Origin of the sequence: Actinoplanes sp. NPDC051851 (assembly GCF_040681165.1) — a bacterium.
Classification (GTDB): Bacteria; Actinomycetota; Actinomycetes; order Mycobacteriales; family Micromonosporaceae; genus Actinoplanes.
This window is the reverse complement of record NZ_JBFAYF010000084.1, coordinates 24,803-30,802: the sequence shown is the minus strand read 5'-3', so window position 1 is coordinate 30,802 and position 6,000 is coordinate 24,803. Positions and strand designations below refer to the sequence as shown.

Genomic DNA, 6,000 nt, shown 5'->3' with positions numbered 1-6,000 from the left:
ATCACGGCCGGCATGGTCGCCGTGGTCGGCGCCATCGGCACCGTGACGTTCCAGGCCTCGGCGGCCACCAATGCCGAGACCCGTGCCGTCCCGGGGCCAGAGGGAGATCCACTGGGCGGCGGTCAGGTCCTGGGGCAGGAGCATCGGGGAGAGACCGTGGGACCGCATCCACTGGTGCAGCTCGGTGCGCGTCACCCGGCCCGCCCGCAGCAGGATGTCCCGCAGACCGTGGCCCCTCCCCGTGAAGACCCGGCGCACGAAGGCCTGATAACCGGGCCGGTCCGCCACTCCCGAGACCGGACGGCGGGCCATCGTGAGCAGGCCACCGTCGACGGCGGGTACCGGGCGGAAGGCGCGGGCGGGCACCCGGGAGTGGACGCCGAACTCGTACCAGGGCCACCAGCTCGCCGTCATCAGGGTCGCCCCGCCCAGCCCGGCACGACGGCGGGCCACCTCCCACTGCACCAGGAGGACGGCGGTGTGCCAGTGATCGCCGGCGAGGAGCGTACGCAGAATGGGGGTGGAAATGTGGAAAGGAACGTTGCCGACGACGACGTGCGGGTGCCGGGGGAAAAACGGAAACGGCTTCCGGGGTGACCCGTCGACGCTATTTCGGCGGCCCGGGATGGCGCGGCTCGGCTACCTTGACCGGCATGACAGAACCGCAGCTCGCCTGCCCGTTGTGCCGGGGAACCGACTTCCAGCAGGAGGAATCCCGCCAGGACAGCCGGTGGGGGTTCACCAGTCACCGGATGACCCTGATGATCTGCAACCGGTGCCGGTACGTGCTCCACTTCTACGACAAGCACAGCATCTTCGATTTCGACTGAGCCCTGGAGCCGGAGACTGGACCGGGGCGCCGCCGAGCGGGCCGGAACCGTGTTGAGCAGCGCGGACACCGCCGTCACGCCGGCCCTCCGCGACACGATCGACCGGCACCGCACCGCGACGGACCCGTTCAACCGGCCCCGGCGGCACGCCGCCGCACGATGATCACCGCGGCGCCCGCGATGATCACGGCGGCCCCGGCCAGCGCGGCGATCAGCCCGATCGGCGAACCCGCATCCTCCGTCTCCTGCGCATCCGGGGAGGAGACGGCCGGGGCCGCGTCGGGGGATGGCGCGGCCGACGCCGCCTCCCCCACCGTGAACCGGTACGACCCCTGCACGACGTGTCCGTCCTTGGACACCACCCGGTAGGCGACCGTGTAGACCCCGTCCCCCACCGGCGAGGTGAACGTGACACTCCCCGTCGCGCCGTCCACCACCGGCTCCGACGTGGCCACCCGCTTCTTCGCGGCATCACTCACCGCGATCGTGGTGAACTGCGGATTCAGCGTCTCCAGGAACCGCAACCGCACCTCGCCCGGCGCCGACGCCAGCACCGCGTCCTGCGCCGGAACGGCCTCGGCGAGCACATTGTGCGCCCACACCGGCCCGGCCCCCGGCAGCAGAACCGCCGCCGTCACGAGCAGGCCCACGACCAGCCGCCTGATGCCGGCGCCGACTCCCCGGTCCGGCCGCCCGATGCCGGCGCGGGTTGCCCGGTCCGGCCGCCTGATGCCGGCGCGGGCTCCCCGGTCCGGCCGCCGCCCACCGCGCCGCCTCACGCCAGCACCTGCTCGCCGATCCAGCCGCCCTCCGCACACCCCGGCGGCACCGCGAACACCGACGACCCGATCGGGGTGATCCACTCGTTCAGCAGATCCTTTTCGGCCAGCCGGCGCTGGATCGGCAGGAACTGACGCTCGATGTCCGCCTGGTACGACGCGAAGATCAGCCCACTGTCCGGCCGTCCCTGCGCGTCCGGCGCCTCGTCGTAGTTGTACGGCCGCCGCAGGATCTTCAGACCGGGATCGACCACGTGGGCGCGGGTGACGTGCGCGTAGTCCGGCATCACCGGCAGTCCACTGTCGTCGATCGCCGCGAAGTCCGGTTCGTCGTGTTCGGTAGTCCCGGTGAACGGCGCCCCGCTCACCATCCGCCGCCCGACCGCGTTCTCCTTGTCCCCCACGCTCAGCTGATCCCACTTCTCGATCTCCGCCCGGATCCGCCGGACCACCAGCGTGCTGGTCCCGTCCGCCGCCCACACCGCGTTCTCCAGCACGGACCCGGCCGGGTTCGCCGTCCCGTCAAGCTGCCCGAGGACATTACGCTGAGTAAAACCCTTTTCCTGTACGCCCGGACTCCGCCGAAACCCGCGCTGCACCCATCGAACGGTACCGAACGGCCGCGCATCCTTGATCATCATCCGCTGGGCGTGGGTGACCGTCAGCGGGTCCTCGGCACAGATCTGCAGGAGCAGGTCGCCGCCCGACCAGCGGTCCTGCAGCCGGTCGATGCTGAACCCGGGCAGGTCGGCCACCGGCGAGGTCAACCGTGCCGACCGATAGAGCCCAGGGCCGAACCCGAACGTCACGGTCAGGCCGGCGGGCAGCACGGCGAGCTGCGCGTCGGTGTCGCCGAGCGCGGGCTCGCCCCTGGCCAGGCGCGCCGCGTCGTCGGTGAGCAGCCGCAGCATCCGGCCCAGGGCGGCCCGGTCGGTGTCGCGGTTCAGGGTGAACGCCACGAAGGCACCGTGCGCCTGCGGCTCGGTGGTCACCCCGGCCTGCCGTGTGCCGTGGAAGGCGACTGTTGGCGTACCGTAGGAGGCAGCGGAAGCGGAGGCAGGCGCGGGACCACCACCGTTGTCGCATCCGGCGGCCAGAGCCGCAGCTCCCGCCGCCGCGCCGCCGGCGATCAGGCCCCGGCGGGTGACGGTGGCGACGCCGCGGCGGCCTCGACGGGCGAGCGTCACGACGCCGCGCTGGCGGTGGCCGACGGCATGGTCATCGAGGGGTCGTAGCTCTCCCCCGCACCGGCGAAAGGCTTCGCGATCGCCGTGAAGGTCACCGGGTCGCCGCTGGCGAGCTGCAGCGTGAAGGAGAGCTCGTCGCCCGGCTTGATGGCCGCGGACGGCTCCATCAGCATCAGGTGATCGCCACCGGGCGACAGTTCGTGCGTGCCGCCGGCCGGGACGACGAACCCGCCCTCCTTCGGCTGCATCACCATCTGACCGTCCTTCATCACCATGGTGTGCAGCTCCATCGGCGACGCGGGTGAGGTCGCGGAGACCACGGTCACCTCGGCGCCGGTGTTGTTGACCAGCGTCCCGAAGGCGGCGGTCATGCCGCTGTCGACCGCCTTCACCCACGGGTCACGTACGGTGAGCGCCGCCGCGGCCGAGCTGACCGGTGACGCTGCGTCGGCCACCGTCGCGTCGCTGCTGGTCGCGCTGCTCGCCGAACACCCGGTCAGCGCCATCACCCCGGCGACGGCGGCCGATACGAACACGGGCACGACAAATCGACTATTCCCCATAATTCCCCCCAGAGGCCGGAAACGACCGTTAGTCGCCACGACCGGCGCTCCAGTTCCCGGAGATCTATCTTTTTCCTGTATGAGTTCTGCGGGTCACAACCCCGGACTCAGCGCCGCGATCAACGCGTCCAGGGCACCCACGACCTGCTCACGGCGGCCCGGTCCGAGCCGCGCCAGCATCGACGCCTCGAGCGCCAGCTGACCGGGAAAGATCGCGTCCACCAGCTCCGCACCCACCGGCGTGATCCGAATCAGCGCCGCCCGCCGATCCGCGGGATGGGGATCCCGGCTGACCAGCCCGCGCTGATCAAGTTTGATCAGGATCTTGCTGATCGCCGCCCGCGAGCACCCGCGCTGCCGGGCCAACTGCCCCGCGACGAGCGGTTGCGGGGCGTGCCGGAGCAGGACCAGCACCTCGGACTCGGCCGGGTTCAGCGCCGCACCCTCGAAGACCTTCTCCATGGCGAGGTCGTGCAGGCTGTGCAGGTGCCGGAGCCGCCCGAAGACGTCCATCGGGCTGGTGTCCAGCTCGGGTCGCGCCCGGCTCCAGGCCGCCGCGATCCCGGCGTCGTACGAGGCTGCTTCCACGGCGGGCTCCCCGCGGTACGGACATCCGGAGAGGTCTCACCGGATTGTCAACTGGTAGACTATTAGTTGCGCAGATTCATCGTACCCCTCATGACCTGCGCGACTGCCGTCCGCCCCGACGACGACGCCGGGTGCCCGTCGGCAGTTCGTACCCCCTCGAAGGCGCCACCCACATGACCTCCACCCTGACCGGGCCCACCGCCACGACCGGCGCCCCGCCCCGCACCGGCCTGCTCATCACGGTCCTGGCCGGCCTCACCGCGGTCGCCCCGCTCGCCACCGACATGTACGTCCCGGCCTTCCCGGAGATGACCGGCTCGCTCGGCGCCACCAGTTCCGGCATCCAGCTCTCGATGACCGCGTTCCTGATCGGCCTGGTGATCGGCCAGCTGGTGATCGGCCCGATCAGTGACGGACACGGCCGGCGCCGCCTGCTGCTCGGCGGCAGCGCGCTCTTCGCCGTCTTCTCGCTGCTCTGCGCGGTCGCCCCGACCATCCAGGTGCTGACCGTGGCCCGCCTCCTCGAGGGCCTGACCGGCGCCGCCGGCATGGTGATCGCCCGCGCCGTGCTGACCGACCGCTTCCACGGCGCCGATGTCGCCCGCCATTTCGCCGTACTCTCCATGATCATCGGCGTCGCCCCGGTCGCCGCGCCGGTGATCGGCGGCTTCATCGCCACCGCGTTCTCCTGGCGCGCGGTCTTCGTCACGCTGGCCCTGTTCGGCGTCCTCCTGCTGCTGGCCGTCTGGCGATTCGTCCCCGAGTCGCTCCCCGCCGAGCACCGGCACCCCGGCGGCATCGGCGCGGCCTTCCGGGTGATGGCCGGGCTGACCCGGAACCGCCCGTTCATGGGGTACGTCCTGGTGCTCGGTTTCGCCTCGGCCGCCCTGTTCGCGTACATCTCCGGCTCGTCCTTCGTCTTCCAGGACGTCTACGGCGCCTCGGCCACCGCCTACAGCCTGATCTTCGCGGTCAACGCCGTCGCCATCCTGATCGCATCCGGCCTGCTCGGCGTCCTCTCCCGCCACCTGCCGCTGATCCGCCTGCTCAGCCTCGGCGTCGGCATCGCGGTGCTCGCCACCCTGGCCCAGGCCGCGATCGACCTCACCGTCGGCGGCACGCTGGCCAGCACCTGGATCTGCCTGTTCGTCACGATGTTCGGCATGGGCCTGACCATCACGTCCTGCTACACCCTGGGCCAGGGCGCCGCCCGCCACGCGGCCGGCGGCGCCTCCGCGATGCTGGGTGGCGCCCAGTTCCTGCTCGGCGCCGCGGTCTCCCCCCTGGTCGGCCTCTTCGGCGAGACGAGCCCCACCCCGATGGCCGTCATCATGGCCCTCGGCTTCCTGGGTTCCCTGGCCATGCTCCTGCTGCTGGTCCGCCCCCGGCAGCTCCGCCCCACCGCGCCCTGATCAACCCCGGTCCCACTCCTGCCCGGCGCTCACTGAGCCGCCCCGATCCCGCTCCCGGCTGGTGCTCACGGATGACCCCGCTGGTCGATTCCGGCGGGATCGTCGCCGGCGGGGTCGCGGGGTGGGCGTTCTCGGTCATGGTCCGGGTTGGGGGTTATCCACAGCTGGGGTTTGTCCACAGGGCCCCGGGCCAAGATCACGGTTATGTGCCACTGTTCCGTTAGGGATGGGGGTTTCCCCCGGTCGGGGTGGGCCCCGGCTGGCCGGGTTTGATCGACTTCTCATGATCAACTGCGGGGGTGATCTTGGTGGCTGGTGGTCAGGGGTGCCTCGGCGGGCTCGAGTGACCCGTGAGCGCCAGCTTTCCCGGCGCGGCTGGCGTTCACGGGTCACTCGGAGCGCCCGAGACACCCCGGACCACCAGCCGACCGGCCCGAGACACCCCGGATCGCCAGCCGACCGGCCCGAGACACCCCGGATCGCCAGCCGACCGGGGCCGAGGCACCCCGGATCGCCAGCCGGACCGGCCGAGGCGCCCTGGACGGCCCGCCCCACCGCCTGCGGGCACCACCGCCCGGCGGGCCCGCGACCGAAACCTGGCCGACCGAAACCCGGCCGACGGAATCGACGATCCGCGGACG

The 6,000-nt window shown here is 71.7% G+C and carries 7 protein-coding genes; 2 read left to right on the top strand and 5 right to left on the bottom strand.

Going from position 1 to position 6,000, the window contains the following annotated elements; genetic code table 11:
* Positions 1-513 (bottom strand): rRNA adenine N-6-methyltransferase family protein (locus AB0M08_RS42805; RefSeq protein WP_364506574.1); only part of this gene is annotated, 513 nt, incomplete at its 3' end.
* 140 nt (positions 514-653) lie between these two features.
* On the opposite strand from AB0M08_RS42805, the gene AB0M08_RS42800 reads away from it, so the two are divergent.
* On the top strand, positions 654-830 hold the full coding sequence (locus AB0M08_RS42800) for a hypothetical protein (protein WP_364506569.1): 177 nt from the start codon (positions 654-656) through the stop codon (positions 828-830).
* Between the two features lie 128 nt (positions 831-958).
* On the opposite strand, the gene AB0M08_RS42795 is transcribed toward AB0M08_RS42800, so the two are convergent.
* From AB0M08_RS42795 to AB0M08_RS42780, 4 genes are all read right to left on the bottom strand, one after another.
* Positions 959-1,495, bottom strand: coding sequence for a copper resistance CopC family protein (locus AB0M08_RS42795; protein ID WP_364506571.1), 537 nt, complete (start codon positions 1,493-1,495; stop codon positions 959-961).
* Between the two features lie 110 nt (positions 1,496-1,605).
* Positions 1,606-2,796 (bottom strand): Dyp-type peroxidase, encoded by a 1,191-nt coding sequence (locus AB0M08_RS42790; protein WP_364506566.1) that lies wholly within the window; start codon positions 2,794-2,796, stop codon positions 1,606-1,608.
* Positions 2,793-3,338, bottom strand: coding sequence for a copper chaperone PCu(A)C (locus tag AB0M08_RS42785; protein WP_364506563.1), 546 nt, complete (start codon positions 3,336-3,338; stop codon positions 2,793-2,795). The genes AB0M08_RS42790 and AB0M08_RS42785 overlap by 4 nt, the downstream gene beginning before the upstream one ends.
* 114 nt (positions 3,339-3,452) lie before the next feature.
* Entirely contained in the window at positions 3,453-3,947 is a 495-nt protein-coding gene (locus tag AB0M08_RS42780) for a MarR family winged helix-turn-helix transcriptional regulator (RefSeq protein WP_364506560.1), read from the bottom strand.
* Between the two features lie 173 nt (positions 3,948-4,120).
* Between AB0M08_RS42780 and AB0M08_RS42775 the strand changes: the two genes are divergently transcribed.
* Positions 4,121-5,359: a multidrug effflux MFS transporter gene (locus tag AB0M08_RS42775; protein ID WP_364506557.1), complete on the top strand. Its 1,239-nt coding sequence runs from the start codon at positions 4,121-4,123 to the stop codon at positions 5,357-5,359.
* Positions 5,360-6,000: the final 641 nt, after the last annotated feature.